General features: G+C 67.2%; 14 protein-coding genes. 8 read left to right on the top strand and 6 right to left on the bottom strand.

Going from position 1 to position 15,168, the window contains the following annotated elements; all coding sequences use genetic code 11:
* Positions 1–52: 52 nt before the first annotated feature.
* Both KV110_RS07505 and KV110_RS07500 read right to left on the bottom strand, forming a co-directional pair.
* On the bottom strand, positions 53–388 hold the full coding sequence (locus tag KV110_RS07505; protein WP_246634389.1) for a hypothetical protein: 336 nt from the start codon (positions 386–388) through the stop codon (positions 53–55).
* Between the two features lie 259 nt (positions 389–647).
* A complete protein-coding gene (locus KV110_RS07500; RefSeq protein WP_218474595.1) occupies positions 648–2,003 on the bottom strand; it encodes a flavin monoamine oxidase family protein in 1,356 nt (451 codons plus the stop codon).
* A gap of 297 nt (positions 2,004–2,300) precedes the next feature.
* Here KV110_RS07500 and KV110_RS07495 point away from each other — a divergent pair, with 297 nt between their 5' ends.
* Complete coding sequence (locus KV110_RS07495; RefSeq protein ID WP_218474594.1) at positions 2,301–3,662, top strand: DUF2252 domain-containing protein; 1,362 nt, start codon at positions 2,301–2,303, stop codon at positions 3,660–3,662.
* Between the two features lie 3 nt (positions 3,663–3,665).
* Here KV110_RS07495 and KV110_RS07490 read toward each other — a convergent pair whose 3' ends face one another.
* The gene (locus tag KV110_RS07490) at positions 3,666–4,166 is read right to left on the bottom strand and encodes a CGNR zinc finger domain-containing protein (protein WP_218474592.1); all 501 of its coding nucleotides are present in this window, start codon (positions 4,164–4,166) and stop codon (positions 3,666–3,668) included.
* Positions 4,167–4,441: 275 nt separating this feature from the next.
* On the opposite strand from KV110_RS07490, the gene KV110_RS07485 reads away from it, so the two are divergent.
* The 4 genes from KV110_RS07485 to KV110_RS07470 all read left to right on the top strand — a co-directional run bounded on the left by KV110_RS07485 (position 4,442) and on the right by KV110_RS07470 (position 9,479).
* On the top strand, positions 4,442–5,698 hold the full coding sequence (locus KV110_RS07485; protein ID WP_218474590.1) for a phthiocerol/phthiodiolone dimycocerosyl transferase family protein: 1,257 nt from the start codon (positions 4,442–4,444) through the stop codon (positions 5,696–5,698).
* Positions 5,699–5,901: 203 nt separating this feature from the next.
* On the top strand, positions 5,902–6,939 hold the full coding sequence (locus KV110_RS07480; protein ID WP_218474588.1) for a cytochrome P450 family protein: 1,038 nt from the start codon (positions 5,902–5,904) through the stop codon (positions 6,937–6,939).
* 140 nt (positions 6,940–7,079) lie between these two features.
* Positions 7,080–8,357, top strand: coding sequence for a phthiocerol/phthiodiolone dimycocerosyl transferase family protein (locus tag KV110_RS07475; protein ID WP_218474587.1), 1,278 nt, complete (start codon positions 7,080–7,082; stop codon positions 8,355–8,357).
* A gap of 201 nt (positions 8,358–8,558) precedes the next feature.
* Positions 8,559–9,479, top strand: coding sequence for an AfsR/SARP family transcriptional regulator (locus KV110_RS07470; protein ID WP_218474585.1), 921 nt, complete (start codon positions 8,559–8,561; stop codon positions 9,477–9,479).
* A 130-nt stretch (positions 9,480–9,609) separates the two neighbouring features.
* Here the strand turns inward: KV110_RS07470 and KV110_RS07465 are convergent, their stop codons facing one another.
* From KV110_RS07465 to KV110_RS07455, 3 genes are all read right to left on the bottom strand, one after another.
* On the bottom strand, positions 9,610–10,707 hold the full coding sequence (locus KV110_RS07465) for a CSLREA domain-containing protein (protein ID WP_218474583.1): 1,098 nt from the start codon (positions 10,705–10,707) through the stop codon (positions 9,610–9,612).
* A 134-nt stretch (positions 10,708–10,841) separates the two neighbouring features.
* Positions 10,842–11,570, bottom strand: a complete 729-nt coding sequence (locus KV110_RS07460; RefSeq protein ID WP_218474581.1) for an NIPSNAP family protein — start codon at positions 11,568–11,570, stop codon at positions 10,842–10,844.
* Between the two features lie 45 nt (positions 11,571–11,615).
* Positions 11,616–11,936 (bottom strand): DUF4873 domain-containing protein, encoded by a 321-nt coding sequence (locus tag KV110_RS07455; protein ID WP_218474579.1) that lies wholly within the window; start codon positions 11,934–11,936, stop codon positions 11,616–11,618.
* Between the two features lie 174 nt (positions 11,937–12,110).
* Between KV110_RS07455 and KV110_RS07450 the strand changes: the two genes are divergently transcribed.
* From KV110_RS07450 to KV110_RS07440, 3 genes are read left to right on the top strand one after another with little or no spacing between them, the layout of a single operon-like run.
* Entirely contained in the window at positions 12,111–13,103 is a 993-nt protein-coding gene (locus KV110_RS07450) for a diiron oxygenase (protein WP_218474577.1), read from the top strand.
* Positions 13,100–14,089 carry an AurF N-oxygenase family protein gene (locus tag KV110_RS07445; RefSeq protein ID WP_218474575.1) on the top strand — a complete coding sequence of 330 codons (990 nt, stop codon included), beginning with the start codon at positions 13,100–13,102 and terminating at the stop codon, positions 14,087–14,089. The genes KV110_RS07450 and KV110_RS07445 overlap by 4 nt, the downstream gene beginning before the upstream one ends.
* A 2-nt stretch (positions 14,090–14,091) precedes the next feature.
* The gene (locus KV110_RS07440; RefSeq protein ID WP_218474573.1) at positions 14,092–15,165 is read left to right on the top strand and encodes a ferredoxin--NADP reductase; all 1,074 of its coding nucleotides are present in this window, start codon (positions 14,092–14,094) and stop codon (positions 15,163–15,165) included.
* The last annotated feature ends 3 nt before the right edge of the window (positions 15,166–15,168 follow it).

The raw sequence follows: 15,168 nt of genomic DNA, 5'->3' as shown, positions 1-15,168 counted from the left end.
ATTCACGGGCTCCCGGCGCGGAAGGCGATATCGGGGACAAGCCCCGCCCGGATCAGACCGGACCGGTTTCGGCCGGGGCGCACGTCGCCCTGGACCAACCGCCACCCGGACCGATGGTTTCGCCGATGTGGGTGTGCGGCATGCCGAGGAGGTCGCGGCAGCGGATGAAGGCGTGCTCGCCGACACCGGAGCCGGGGTCGCAGGTGACCGTCAGTTCATTGGGAACCGAGGAGTCGGTCGTGCAACCGGACAGGTCCGCGGCCGCTGAGCCGGGTCCGACGAACCATCCGCCGACCAGCACCGTGCACAGCAGCAGCAGCGTGGCCGGGAAGGCGCGGCCCGTGCCGGACGGCACCGACCTTTGCTGAATGTTTGCTATATGTGCCATGCGCTACATGCTTCGCTTTGAGCAGAATCACAGTCAACATAATGGAGATCACATTCCCGCATTTACCGAGGTCAGCAGCGCCTTTTTGCTTCAAGAATCCCGGGTCGCGTCAAGGAAGCGTTAATGCTTATATACGGGCATTATCAATCGATCTATGATCCGAATTTCATAACTGGACGATTGACTAGTTTAGCTATTTTCCAAATGTCAGCAGGAATTTCCGACCCGGAATGCGCAGCGCGGCATGGGAATCGGCCCGTTAACCAACGGTGGCGTCCCGAGAAGCCGCGAGCACCTCGGCTGCGGCGCGCTCGCCCGAGCGAATCGCGCCCTCGATATATCCCGCCCATTCGGTGGCCGTTTCGCTGCCCGCCCAGTGGATCGCGCCGATCGGTTGACGCAATGTCGAACCGATGGTCGTCAGCACGCCGGGCGGGAAGAAGGCGCCATATCCGCCGCGGGAGTAGGGATCGTCGGCCCAGACTTTCTCGCGCCAATCGATCGGATCGCGCGCCGCGGGACCGAAGGCGCGGACCAGCGAGCCGACGATCATGGCCCGGCGTTCGGCGGCCGGGAGCGCGGCGAGGCGATGGGCGGCGCGGCCCGGGACGAGGGCACCGAGACAGCCCGGCCCACCGGGGCGGGTGGCGTCGAAGGTGACCGGGACCGGGTCGTGCAGGTTCAACGCCTGGCCGGTGAGCCGATCGTCACGCCAGAAGGGCCGCTCGTAGACGGCGAAGGCCTTCAGCACCGAACCCATCGGCATCCGCTGGGTGAGGTGGTCGCGGGCAGCGGGCAGCGGTGGGTCATAGGTGATCCGCCCGGCCAGCGCGGGCGGTAGCGCGACGATCACCTGTGCGGCACGGACCTCCCCGAACTCGCCGCCCACCGAAAGCCCCTCCGGCACTTGGCGAATCGAGGTGACCGGGGTGTCGAGCCGCAGTGCGTCGCCCAGCTCGGCGGCGATCGAGTGGGCCGGGCCGTCGGCGCCGTCGACGAACAGGCGGGTCACCGTCTCGGCGGTCACGCCCCCCTCGACACCGCCCGCGGCGCGAATGGTGGTCAGTACAGCGAGCATCGAGACGCTGCCGACGTCGACGCACAGCTCCTCGCCGATCATCACCTCGGCCAGGTTTCTGGCACGACGCTCGGGCAGGTTGCGGCGCAACCAGGTCGCCGCCGTCATCGCATCGAGCCGGTCCGCGCCCGGGGTGGTCCACGGACGCGCGAGGTCGATGCGCGCCGCCAATCGTTCGATCCGCCACAAGGCCTGTGCGAGCACCACCAGCACGAGCGGCGGCAGCGGCGGCCGCGCGCCGACGAACGGACGCCGCACCGCGCCCTCGACCAGTAGGTTCGCGCCGTTCGACGGTGCCGCATAGGTTTCGGCGCCGTACTCCTCGACGAGCGCGGCGAACCGGGTGTGGGCGCCGGAGATCCACTGGGCGCCGAGATCGATGACCCAGTCACCGGCGATCCGGTCGGTCAGCACCCGGCCGCCGACGCGTCCGCTCGCCTCCAACACGGCAACCTCGCGTCCCACCGCGCGCAGTGCCCGCGCCGCACAGAGTCCCGCGTATCCGGCACCGACGACAACCACATCCGCGCGGTCCATGCGGCCTCCCGTCGCTACCACCGTTGGATACCCCACTGTTGATCACCCGCCGCCGATGCGCAACCGCTCGGTGCACGGCGCACACAGGAGGAGGGCTCTTGCTCACCTGCCGATACCCATTCCCCCGAACTACCACGCTGACCTCCTGAATTAGCCAGGGCGCCAGGGATTCCGAGACACAACCGCAGCCGTGGACAGCCGGGCTCTCCAGACTGCCGATGAGCTGCGATCCGCTTCAGTCGCCGACACTCGGCTCATATTTGCTAATTAGTTGCCATCTGATGACAAACTGGCCAGATGGCGAACCCTTCGGCGATTGCGGAACCCGGCGCGGTCGAGGTGGGGCGGCGCGCGCGCAAGCGGATCGGACGGCGGGCGTTGGGGATATGGGACCCGCCCGCCGACCGTGCGGATCCGATCGCCGTGCTCGAACGCCAGGCCGCCACCCGGGTGCCCCAGCTGGTTCCCATCCGGTACGCCCGAATGGCCGCGGGGCAGTTCCCGTTTCTGCGCGGCGCACCCGCGATCATGGCCGCCGATCTGGCGGTCTCTTCTACCACCGGACTGACGGCCCAACTGTGCGGTGACGCGCACCTGTCCAACTTCGGCCTGTTCGCCTCGCCGGAACGCGCACTGGTCTTCGACGTCAACGACTTCGACGAGACCCTGCCCGGCCCCTTCGAGTGGGACGTCAAACGGCTGGCGGCCAGCATCGCGGTGGCCGCGCGCGCCAACGGCTTCGCCGATACCGACGCCGAAACCTCGGTCGGCGCCGCCGCACGGGCCTATCGGGAGACGATGATCCGGCTGGCCGGTCTCGGCGAGTTGGCCGTCTGGTACGAGCGGATCGACGCCGATCATCTGACCGCGCTGGTGCGCAAACCCAAGCGCCGCAAGGGCGTCGAGCAAGCACTCGCCGAGGCGCGGGCGCGCACCAACCTGCAGGCGCTCGGAAAGCTGACCGAGCCGGATGCCGAGGGCGTCCCACGCATCAGGCACCGGCCGCCGCTGCTCATTCCGATCGAGCAGATCGACGCCGAAACCATCCGGCGGGTCTTCACCGACTACCGCCGCACCCTGGCCGAGGAGCGCCGGGTGCTGCTCGACCGGCACGAGATGCTGGACATGGCGGTCAAGGTGGTCGGCGTCGGCAGTGTCGGCACCCGCTGCTTCATCGTCCTGCTGGCCGGGCGGACGAGCGGTGATCCGCTGTTCTTGCAGGTGAAGGAGGCCGAGCAGTCGGTGCTCGCGCCGCACACCGCGCCGAGCAGGTTCCGCAACCAAGGGCATCGGGTCGTGCATGGCCAGCGGCTGACCCAGGCCGCGAGCGACATCTTCCTCGGCTGGGCAACGGGCGCGGACGGCAGACATTACTACTGGCGCCAGCTGCGCGACATGAAGGGCTCGGCCGTCATCGAGGAGATGTCACGCGCCTACCTGCGCGACTATTCGGCACTGTGCGGCCGCACCCTCGCGCGCGCTCATGCCCGCTCCGGCGACCGAGTCGCCATCGCCGCCTACCTCGGCTCGAGCGACACCTTCGACCGCGCCATGATCGATTTCGCCGTCGCCTACGCCGACCAGACCGTCCTCGACCACCGAACCCTGCTCGCCGCAATCGATTCCGGGCGGGTCGAGGCGGCGGCGAAAGCGTACTGAGACTCAGTCCGAGCGACGGGACCGATGCTCGGCCACGTGCACCCGATTCGAGCACCGCGGCGAGCAGAAGCGGCGCCTGCCGTTGCGCGAGGTGTCGACGAAGACCTCGGCACACCCGTCGCGAGCGCAGCGGCCGATGCGGTTCGGGTCGTCGCAGAACAGCGCGGCGAGTCCGACCGCGGTGTACGCCTTGACCCGTTCGTCGACGGGTGCCGTCTCGTCGGCGAAATGCAGGTGCGGCGCCCGGCTGTCGTGCGTCGAAATATAGGGCCGACTGGTCGTTTTGGCGAGCAACGCGTTCAGTTGGTCCACCGTGGGGCGATCGAACACGGCATCGAGTTCACCGATCCAGCGACGCAGTTCCGCGGCCTGCGACGCGGTAAGCGTCCCGAGCGGTTTGTAGTCGGATTCGGCGAGCAGTTGCCGGAGGTCCTGGTCGGGGCGCGCGTTCACCAGCCGGGCGGCGAGTTCGGCCGCGGCGCCGCCGTAAGGGTTGAAATGCACTAGGTCATTACATCAGGCTGACCGCATGGACCTGACCTGCCCCTCCTGTTCCTGGCCGACACCGACGGTCGTGTCCTCACACGGCCACGTCCGATACCTGCGCTGCGTGTGCGGCCAGTGGCTGATCGCCGAACATGGTCTCGTTGTGGCCACAACCGGAAACAGCTCATTCGGTATGAGCGATACACCACACAGAGGTGATGATCCCGAAAGACCGTGGAGTGCCCGGTATTCGAGCTAGCCTCGATGGGCAGTCTCATGTGGAGGGATTCGACATGACCACGGCTACCGTCATCCGGCCGTTGGCACCGAGCGAAGAGATCTTCGCCGGTAGCGAAGTCCTCGTCGGTTATTCGATGCGACTGTCCGGTCGGTTGAATTTATCCGCGCTTTCCGAGGCGTTCGATGCCGTGGTCCGCGCCTACCCCGCACTCGGCGCCCATTTGGAAGAGGACGGACGCGGCCATATTCTCGTCGACTCCCTCGCTTCCGCACCGGAAATCACCGTCGTCGACGGCGATCCCGAACAATTGCTGAGCGGTGCGCGATTGGACCAGCGCACCGGACTCGCCGCGCTGTGCGTGGTCCGCGACGGCGACAGCACCGGGGTAACGCTGATAACCCACCACAGCATCGCGGACGCGTGCCACTCGCTCGCGGTGCTCGCCGAACTGTGGTCGTGCTACACCCAGGTCAGCGACGGCCACCCGCCGATGCTGACGCCACACCGCTTCCCGGCCGCCGTGGAGGATCTGCTGCTCGCCAGATGCGTCGAGAAGATGTCCGGCTTGCCGGTGTCGGCTCGACCGCTGGCCGTCACCGCGGCGCCCGCCACCGCCCCACCGGTCGGCGCGGACCTGTCCTATCTGCTGCCACTGACGGCACGCTGCCGCCTGACCCAGCAGGAGACCGTCGCGCTCGCCGACCTCGCGCACCGGGAAGGGACCACGATCAACGGGCTGGCCTCGGCCGCGATCCTGCTCACCGAGGCCGAACTGCGCGAACTGCCGCTGACCGAACTCAGCTACACCTACTCTGTCGACCTGCGCAACCGGGTCACCCCCGCGATCGGCAGCACCGAGGGAACGAATGTCCTCGGGTTCGCCGATTTCATACCCACCCTCAGCGGCGGAACAACGCTGACCTCGCTGGCCCGCGGCATCAGCGATGCCCTGCGCAACGGCCTCGCAACCGGCGTCGTGCAGCAGACACCGCTGCACATCCCCGATATCGCGTCCGGCCCGCCGCCACGGGCTCCCGGCATCGTGCTGGCGACCAACTGGGGCCGGATCGACCGGCCGTGCTTACCGGAAGGTCTGCGGGTCAACGACTTTCGCACCGTCATGATCGCGAAGCCGGACAGGGCCGGGCGTCGGCTACAACAGCCGAGCGGCACCATCATCATCAGCACGTTCGACGACCGGCTGAGCATCGAGATCCATCACCCCGTGGAAACCCTCGCACAGCAGCGGCTGCGGGTGCACCTGCTTGCCGCGCACCTGGATGCGGTCAGCGAGGCCGGTGCCGCGTAGCGCGGGTGGCGCGGGTGGCGCGGACCGAGTCCGGACTCCATCCGGCGACGTCCAATACACTGCGGGCAATGGGCGGCAGTGAGGTTGGGGTGATGGTGGAAACAGCGGCGATCGGAACGTCTGCGAGCACACGATGGGCCGAGCATGCGAGCTGGCGAGGATCGGTACGTCGTACGGAAACGCCTGATGGCCACCCGGTTTGGGTGATCGCCGGATACGACGAGGTGTCCGCGTTGCTCGCCGATCCCCAGCTCAGCCTGGACAAGCGGCACGCGTGCGACGGGTACACCGGCTTCGCGCTGCCGCCCGCGCTGGATCGGAACCTGCTGAACATGGACGGCGACCAGCACAACCGGATCAGAAAGCTTGCCGCACCGGCGTTTTCCCGGCGATCGGTCGATGATCTGCGCGCCGCGATCGGGCGGATCGCCGGTGCGGTGTTCGACTCGCTCTCCGAAAAGGACGGTGAGACAGTCGATCTGCTCGACGAACTGTGTGTCCCGGTGCCCGCGCTCGTCCTCGGTGAGTTGCTCGGGGTACCCGCCGACCTCTACCCGCACCTGCGCGACGCCGCGGCGGCGATGTTCACCGTCGACACCTCGTCGGCGGAATCCAGGCAGCGGTTGAAGGCAGCCATCGACTGGCTGACCACCACCTTCGCCGACTTGGTCGCCGCGAAACGGGCCGACCCCGGCGACGATCTGCTCAGCGGCTGGGTACGGGCCCGCGACGACGAGGCGGCGCTCACCGAGGACGAGCTGGTGTCGTTGGCGTTCCTGATGATGCTGGCCGGACTGGAAAACGCGGTGCACATGTGCGGCAACATCATCGCCGCCCTGCTCGATTCCGGCGACGCCGCGGCAGCCGTCGCCGCCTGGCAGTCCCGCCGTGGTGAACTCATGGAGCAGGCCAATCCGTCGCCGTTCGCCATCCGCCGGTTTCCGATCGCCGACCTCACCGTCGGTGCCACGACCATCCCGAAAGGCGACACCGTCCTGCTGTCGCTGATCGGCGCCGACTCCGACCCCGCCCGCAACGGCAGACGGAGCCTGATGTTCGGCCGCGGCCCGCACTACTGCCTCGGCGCCCAGGCGGCCTCGCTGATCGTCGACGCCGTCGTTCCGGAATTGTTCACGCGCCACCCTCGCGCCCGGCTGGCGATTCCGGCAGCCGAGCTGACCTACCGCGCCTCATGGCGCTCCCACGGTCTGGTCGCGCTCCCCGCGATCCTCGCCCCCTGACCGCGAAACCGCAGTGAGACGCCGGTGAAACCCGGCTCGTGGATGGTGGTCGGCGGCCGGAAAACCGTTTGCTCCGGCGCGCGCGCCGCGGCTTGGATCGTCCGTTGGCGCGTAACTCGGCACAGGTGAAGGGGAGCTCTATGACCACGTCTACTGTCATCCGCCCGTTGGCACCGAGCGAACAGATATTCGCGGGCACGGAAGTCTATGTGGGGTACGGGGTGCTGGTTTCGGGCCGCTTGGACCTGGCGGCCTTGTCCGCGGCGTACGAGGCCGTGGTGTGTGCGTACCCGGTGCTGGGCGCGCGGCTCGAGCCGACCGAGGACGGCGGCTATGTCCTGGTCTCGTCGGCGGGTGTGACACCCGAGATCTCGGTGGTCGACGGTGACCCGGAACGTCTGCTGGTCGATCCGAAATTCGATCAGAGTGTCGCGCTCAGCGCGGTGTGCGTGGTCCGCGACGGGGACACGGCGAGCGTCACGTTGATGACGCATCACAGCGTGGCGGACGCCTATCACTCGCTGGCCGTGCTTGCCGAGCTGTGGTCCTGCTACACCGACGCCGTCGCGGGCCGACCGCTGGAGCGGGCGGTCCGGCCGTATCCGCGGTCGGTGGAAGACCTGCTCGCGGAGCGGGGGATCGAGAAGATGGTCGATCCGAATGTGGCCGAGCCCCCGGGTGCCGCCGCTGACGAATCGGCTGTGCCCGAATCGATTATGTCCGACTCAACGGTGCCCGAATCTGGTCATGACGATCTCGAATTCGCCTCGCTGCGCACCGCTCGGTGCCACTTGTCGGTGGCGGAGACCACGGCGCTGGTCGAACTCGGGCATCGGGAAGGGGTGACGATCAATGGTCTGGTGTCGGCGGCGGTCCTGCTCAGCGAAGCGGAGGTGCTCCAACTCCCGCTGACCGACATCCTGTTCACCTACCCGGTCGACCTCCGCAGCCGGATCACGCCGACGGTCGGCCTGACCGATGGCACCAACGTCCTCGGCTTCGCCAACTACATCCCGCAGGAGACCACCGGACTGCTCGACCTCGCCCGCGGTATCTGTGAGTCGTTGCGGACGAGCTTGGCCGCGGGAATCGTGCAGCAGACTCCGCTGCACATTCCCGATATGGCGGCGAGCGAGTTCCGACTCGTCCCCGGTATGGTCATCGTCACGAACTGGGGCCGCGTGCCGGACCTCCGGGCCCCGGAAGGGTTGCGTCTCACCGATTTCCGCTCCACTTTGACCGCGAAGCCGGACCGGATCACCATGCGCCGCGCCGAGGCGCCCGGCGGTGGCGCCTGCATTGTCAGCACCTTCGGCGGCCGGTTGAGCATCGAGATCCATCACCTGGAGTCGAATATCGCGCAACAGCAACGGCGCATCGACGGCATCTCCGCCAAGCTGCGCGCCGCCATTTCATAACCGCTCCGACGAAGCAGCGCCGCGCGCTCCGCTATCAGGCGGGGCGCGCGGCCTTTCTCGTCGCTGTCGGAAGCCCCCTTCGTCCACTCAAATAATAACCGAGGGAAAGTCGAAAAACATCAGCATGCAGGACGATGTTTCCGCAGGTAGCCACCCCTAATCTGGTCTCCTGACCCCGGATGAACCCCGCGCGGAGGAATCTTGGACACCACGGAGCACACAGCATTCGACAGCGGCGGCGCGATGAGCGATGGCCTCGGGATGCACCGCGAGGTGGCGCTCATGTGTCGGGTCCTCGGGCCGATCGAGGTCGAGGTCGACGGTGTTCCGGTCGAGCTGCGTGGTCCGCGGCCTCGTCAGCTGCTGGCGGCGCTGTCTTTTGCCGCGGGCGCACCGGTGTCGAATGACGTTCTGGCCGAGCATCTTTGGGGGCCTGCGCCGCTGGGGCAGCCGGGGGCCAATGTGCGAGTTGTCGTCCATCGCTTGCGTGCCGCCCTCGGGCCGCACGCGGGTCGCATGCTCGAACTCGACCGCTGCGGCTATCGGTTCACGCTCTCACCCGAGCACACCGACCACGGGCGGTTCGCCGAACTCGTTGGCGCGGGCCAGCATGCGCTGCTCGACGGCCATGCCGCCGCGGCAGTGGACACACTGCGGGCGGGTCTCGCCTTGTGGCGTGGTCAACCGTGGGTCGAGCTCGGGGATTCGCCGGAACTGCGCGGGGCGCGGGCGAAACTGACGGAACTGCGGGAGCTCGCGATCGAGGAATTGCAGGCTGCCAGGTTGGCGGATGGGGATACGGCGGGAGCTGTCGCGGCGTTGCGCGAGGCCGTCATTCAAGCTCCGTATCGCGAACGGCGCTGGGAGCTCTTGGTTGTCGGCCTGTTCCGCAGCGGCAGGCAGGCCGATGCGCTCGCGGAGCTACGGAAGGTGCGCGCGTTACTGATCGAGGAGGTCGGTGTCGAACCGGGACCCGCCCTGCGTGAGCTGGAGCGGCGGTTGCTCGATCACGACCCGGGACTGCTGTTGCCGGATAGGTCGATCCGCCCCGCGACCGGCCGGGCTACCGCCACGCTTGTCCGCGGTTTCCGGACCTATCCGGCCGGGCGCCGTGCCAGTTGATCAGGACGAACCGGCGGTAGCGCCGGACACCAGCATCGACATCACCCAGGCGAAGGCCTGACCGAGCGTCGTCATCCAGTCGCCGACATTGAACGAACCCATCGCGGATTTCCTTCTGGTTGTGGGTGTTTCAGCGGATGCCCGCGTCGGGGCGGACCTCGTCGCCCGCCGCGGTCAGATCGCAGGAGTGGTCGTTGCTGAGATTGCCGCCGGTGGAGAGGATGACGGCGAACACCTTCTTGCAGTTCTGTTCACCCAGGCCCGCGGTGTTCTGCGCGATGGTCGAACCGCGCAGGATCAGGTGTCCCATACCGGGATTGAAGACATCGGTGAACTGATACGGCAGTGTGTCGAGATAGGCGGGCGCGATATTGATGCCACCGCCGCCCTCATCGGCGCTGTTGCGCATGACGACGGTGTCGATGAGGACCACCTCGCCGACCCCGCGGATATCGAGCCCGCCGCCGCGGCCCGCGAATCCGCCGATCCGGTACCACTTGGTGCGCGGATTGACGACGTGGTTGTCGGTGATGGCCGTGCGGGTGAAGGTGCAGGTGTTGTCGCAGCGCACGCCCCCGGCTTCGCCCGCCGCGTTGGCGGTGATGATGCTGTCGGTCACCTTCATGTCCGCGACCGGAATGTTGAAGATGCCGCCGCCGTAGTCGGCGGCGTTGCCGGTGACCGTCACGTGGTCGAGGACCAGCTTGCCCGAGTTGGCGATGCCACCGCCGCCGGTCTCGAACAGCGGGATCTCGTGTTCGGTCGCGCGGCCGCCGGTGATGGTCAGGCCGGAGATCGAGACATGGGCCGTGGTCAGCACCACCCGGTCGCGGTGTCCGGCATCGATGACGGTGCGGTCCTGGCCCGCGCCTTCGATGGTGGTGTCGGCGGTGACGTCGAGGTCGCCGGTGGCCGGATCGATGAAGGGCCCGTTGGTATTCCAGAAGTTCGGTGGGATGGTCAGTACGTACCGTCCTTCGGGCACCCGAATGGTGCTGCCGGGCCGGACATTCGCGGCCTGCACCGCCGCGCGCAGCGTGCACTCGCCGGTCGTGGTGCGGCATCGGCCCTCGAACGGATTCGCTGCCGCACCGTCGGCGGTCGTCGTCACGGCGAAAACTTCCGGCGGCGACCCGGCCGAGCCCGTGTCGGCGGCCGCGTGGGCAGGCACCCCGCTCACCGCAGCGAGAACTACGACACCGATCATCGAAATCGACGAGATTTTCATCGGAACAACCACTCTCGACCAGCCACTGTCTCAGTCATTTCGGTTCTAACAGAACCGAAACCCGTGTCGTGGCGGGTCGGGCAGTTCCTTCGCTATTGCACAATCTCGCTGGGCGTGTCGACAGGGCTGTGCGCTCAGCGCAGCAGAGATCGTGCGGTCGGTGCAAGTCGCAATCGCTCGATCGGGCCGGACAACCGTTTCGCCAGTTCCGGCTGGACCTCTGCGGTCCAGGTCGGTGCGGCAGCCAGCCGGTCGAGGTGCTCGGCGCGCTGATCGGCAGTGTCGAACAGCGCGAACCACACGAAAACCGTCTCCGATCGGACCGGAAGCGCGGCAAAGGTATTCGGCGCGGGATCGGTCAGGTAGCAGGCGATCGGCGGCGCACCGGTCGCCGCCAGCAGCGGCCGAACCCGGCTGTCGAAGAATTCCGCGAACTCGTCGGCAGGTGTATCGAGGTAGTAGATCGTTGCCAGCACCCGAGATTCCGGTAGCTCGGCGGCGTGCGCGCCGGGACGCTCGCCCGCTAGCGCGAACCCCGATGTCGCCGATGCGGGCTGTAGCAGAAGGGCATTGGTGGTGTCGACCATCGTCGCCCGCGCCGCTGGGGCGTGCGTCCGCCATGTCTCCCCATCGACGTAGAAGGCGGTCAGCGCGGCGCCGCGCGATTCGATGTCGCGGAAGGCGCGAACCCAGACGAATCTGTCCGGGTCGTCCTCGTCCCGGAACTGCGCGACGATGCGCATGCCGACGGCTTCCTGTGTCTCGACGAGCTCCCGATCGAACAGTTCGATCAGCACGTCCCTGGTGCCGGGGCGCAGCGTGTACTGCCTGAGTTCGACTACCGGCCATACATTTTCAGTCATCCGGTCACCGTGCCAGCAGGCACCGACAAACGCCACCGATAGGGGTCAGAGCAGCGGATACGGCGGCGTGCTCTTGCCCATGACGCGGTACCGGTTCCACAGGTCGCGGTCGCCGACCACGGCGGGGCAGGCGGTGTCGCCGGTCCGCACCACGCAGGGCGTCCGTTGTTCGTCGCCGAGCACGTCGGTGAGCGCGTCGTCGGCGTCGATCCGGCCGACCCACCGGTAGACGCCGTCCGTCGGTTCCGGATATCCCCGCATCTCCACGCGCACCGGCACTTCCACACCGCGAACGATGAGGATTGCCGTTCCGTAGTAGTCGGCGCCGGCATGCGGGCTGCCCTTTGCTGTGCTGCGCCGTGCCATCGCGTCCACCTTCTTCGACCTCTGTGTCTCAGACAATCTTGACAATACCGACCCCGAGTTCCAGACTCAAGGTGTGTCGGTACCAGCGGTACCGGATAAACATCTCGCGATCGTGCGCCGTTGCGGGTCGACGCAGGCGACGCACGCGCGCGACCAGGAAGAGAGCCGCTCACGATGGGAACGCCGAGCCCCGAACCGATCGAATTCCCGTCGCCCACTAGCATTTCCGGAGCCGCGGTGCGGCGCCGCCGTGCCATCGCCGATCGCGGGCTCAGTGCCCGGCGGCTATTGCTCGATGCCGCGGCGGAGACCTACGACGGCGACCTCGACATCGACTGGGCGGCGCCGCTCGATCCCGGAAAACGCTGGCTGCCCGACCAGCTCAGCACCATCCACGGCACCTGGCTCTGGCACCGGATGGGTAGCGAACAGCGGGCCACCCTCGCCAAATACGAGCTGGCCAACCTGCTCACCCTGGCCATCTATGCAAATGCGGCTCGGTCCATGCTGCTGTTCCGCGACATCATCGAGGCCTCGGGTCCGGCCGACGATCAGACCCGCGCCGCGCTGGCGGCCATTCACGCCGACAGCCGCACCATGGCCATGTTCGGCAGGATGGTGCACAAGAGCGGGCTTGCCCCCTACCGGCGGCCGGTACTCGCTCAGGTGGTGTCCCGGCTGGTGTTGTTGACGCCGAGGAACACCGCGACGTCGGCGGTGACGCTGCTGATTCAGCAGGCCATGTACGACTTGGCGAGCACGATCGCCGACGACCCCGATACCCAGCCGCACTTGCGCCAGCTGATGAAGATTCATCGGGTAGCCGCCCGACGCAACCTGGCCTACGCCCAGGACGAGCTGATCGCCGAAATCGAGGAGCACGGCAGAGTTTCCAACACGCTCGCCGCGCTCTTGACCGCGGCGGCCACCGCGGCGCTGTATCCGGCGGTCATCGCGCCACGTCCCTATCGAGCGGCCGGTGTTCGTGCCGGCCAGGCACTGGCTGCCGCATACCTCGGCCGCCACTACCAGGAAGCGGCCCGCACGTTCACCGAATCCTTTGTCCGCCAAGGTGTTCAGGGCGGACTCTTCGGCGACCCGCTGACCACCACCATTCTCCGGCTGGGTCGTGTCTGGCCCGGTTCCGCACCGAGGAGGCACCGATGACCGAACCCATCCGGCACGCGGTCAGCACGGCAGGGATGTCGACCACCCGCGCCAAGAATGTCGGTGACCGGCAGAAGACCGCGCAGCGCCTGCTGCGTTCGGCGGCCGATCGGGCCTATGACGGTGAGGTGGACATCAATTGGGATGCGCCCCTCGAGCCGGACAAGCGGTGGATGCTCGATCATCGGCAGACGCTGTACGGAACATACCTGTGGGACCGGCTGACCGAGGAGCAGCGCCGGACCCTCGGCATGCACGAGGCGGTCAGCGCGCTGAGCTTCGGCTTGCTCGCCGAGGCCGCGCTGTCCACCTTCCTGCTGCGGCAGGTGATCGAATACCAGAACCCGGGCGACGAGCACAGTCGCTACGCGCTGGCCGAGGTCGGCGAGGAGACAAGGCATTCCACGATGTTCAGCAGGCTGATCAACAAATCGGGTCTGCCCGCGTATCAGCCGTTCGTGCCCAAGCAGCTGTTCAAAGCGGTGCGGCTGATCGGGCTCGTTCCGATGGGTCCGGCGACCATGGCCGGTCTGCTGCTGGTCGAGGAGACGCTGGATCGGTTGCAGCGGGAGAACATGGACGATCCGCGAATCCAGCCACATATGCGGCAGCTCAACAAGATTCACGTGCTGGAGGAGGCCAGGCACATCACCTATGCCCGGGAGGAACTGGTGCGGCAGATCGGCAGGCGCGGCAAGATGGTCAATGCCGCCCATCGACTCGCCTTCGCCATCATGGTGTTCGGTATCCAGCCCGCCGTCGTGACGCCGCGGGTCTACCGTTCGGTCGGCATCCATCCGTTGCACGGCCTCGCGGTCGCGCTGCTGAACCCGAACTATCGGGAGAACGCGAAGTTCGCGGGGGAAATGCTGTTGCGCTACGCCTACGAGGTGGGCATGGTCCGTGGCGCCGTCAGCACCCGCATTCTGCGGCTGGCCCGTGCTCTGCCGGACGACGTGGCGGCCGAGTTGTCGCGGCCGGTGTGACCATGGCCGAGCCGGATACCAGCGCACCGCTGCCTGCGACGACCGCGAACACCCATGTGCACGAACTGGAAGTCGCCGAGGTGATCCGGGAGACCGCCGACGCGGTCTCGCTGGTCTTCGAGGTGCCCGAACCGCTGGTCCCCCGATTCCGCTATCGCCCAGGGCAATTCCTGACCCTGCGCGTGCCGAGTGATCGGACCGGCTCGGTCGCGCGCTGTTACTCCCTGTCCAGCTCACCGCATCTCGATGACGACCTGATCATCACCGTGAAACGCACCGCAGGCGGCTACGCGTCGAACTGGCTGTGCGACAACGCTTTTCCCGGCACGCGGTTGACCACACTGTCCCCCTCCGGTGTCTTCACGCCGAAGTCGCTGGACGCCGATCTGTTGATGATCGCCGCGGGCAGCGGCATCACGCCGGTCATGTCGATCATCAAGTCGGCCTTGATCGCCGGTACCGGCACCAGTTACCTGCTCTATGCGAATCGCGACGCGTCCTCGGTCATTTTCGGCGCCGAACTCGCGGACATGATGGCCGAGTATCCGGATCGACTCGTCGTCGACCATTGGCTGGAGTCGGCCATGGGTCTGCCCACCGCCGAAGCACTGACCGAGCGGCTGTGGCCATATACGGGTTTCGATGCATTTCTCTGCGGGCCAACGCTATTCATGAACATCGCGCGTTCCGCCATGGTCACGGCGGGGATGGCCGAAAGGCATATACACACCGAGATCTATCGATCGCTGACCGGCGACCCCTTCGCCGAGATCGTGGTCGCCCGCGACGATGCCCAAACCCCGGCCACCGCAACGGTAGAACTCGACGGCCGACGGCTGGAACTGTCCTGGCCCCGGCAGACCCCACTGCTCGATGTGCTGCTTGCCAACGGCTACGACGCTCCCTACTCCTGCCGTGAGGGGGCGTGCAGTGCGTGTGCCTGTACCGTCCGCGCGGGCGAGATCCGCATGCTCCGCAACGACACTCTGGTCGACGCCGACCTGGCCATCGGCCTGACCCTCGCCTGCCAATCCATCCCGCTCACCGAGCACGTCGACATCGCCTTCGACCAGTAGGGA

Source organism: Nocardia iowensis (assembly GCF_019222765.1).
GTDB lineage: Bacteria > Actinomycetota > Actinomycetes > Mycobacteriales > Mycobacteriaceae > Nocardia > Nocardia iowensis.
Note: the sequence above shows the minus strand (reverse complement) of the source record. Positions and strands in the feature narration are given on the sequence as shown.